Origin of the sequence: Syntrophomonas sp. UBA1041 (assembly GCF_002316705.1) — a bacterium.
Lineage (GTDB): Bacteria > Bacillota > Syntrophomonadia > Syntrophomonadales > Syntrophomonadaceae > DTU019.
Genome location: NZ_DCEA01000096.1, coordinates 16,584 through 16,846 on the forward strand (window position 1 = coordinate 16,584; position 263 = coordinate 16,846).

Consider the following 263-nt stretch of genomic DNA (forward strand, 5'->3'; position numbering starts at 1 on the left):
GCCTTATTCTCCTGGGTTCGTCGATCAATTCTATCCAACAGATCTTGGTCAAGATTACGATGTACGGTACGGCCTTTAGATTTGGTACACCGGTCTTTGAGTTCACAGTTTTTACAGGCTCGATAGTTCCTGTAGGTTTGATATTTAATTCCCTTCTCTTCCCTGATGCGGCTTGGATATAGGATCTGTCCGGCAGGGCAGGTATATTGGTCTTGTTCCCGGTCATATTGGAACTGGTCCAGGCGAAAGTCAGGGTCTGCGCT

General features: G+C 47.1%; 1 protein-coding gene. It reads right to left on the minus strand.

Annotation, left to right across the window (positions count from 1 at the left end):
* Positions 1-242, minus strand: a 242-nt coding sequence (locus B2633_RS14140; protein ID WP_483171381.1) for a transposase, incomplete at its 3' end; no start/stop codon positions are given.
* Positions 243-263 lie beyond the last annotated feature (21 nt).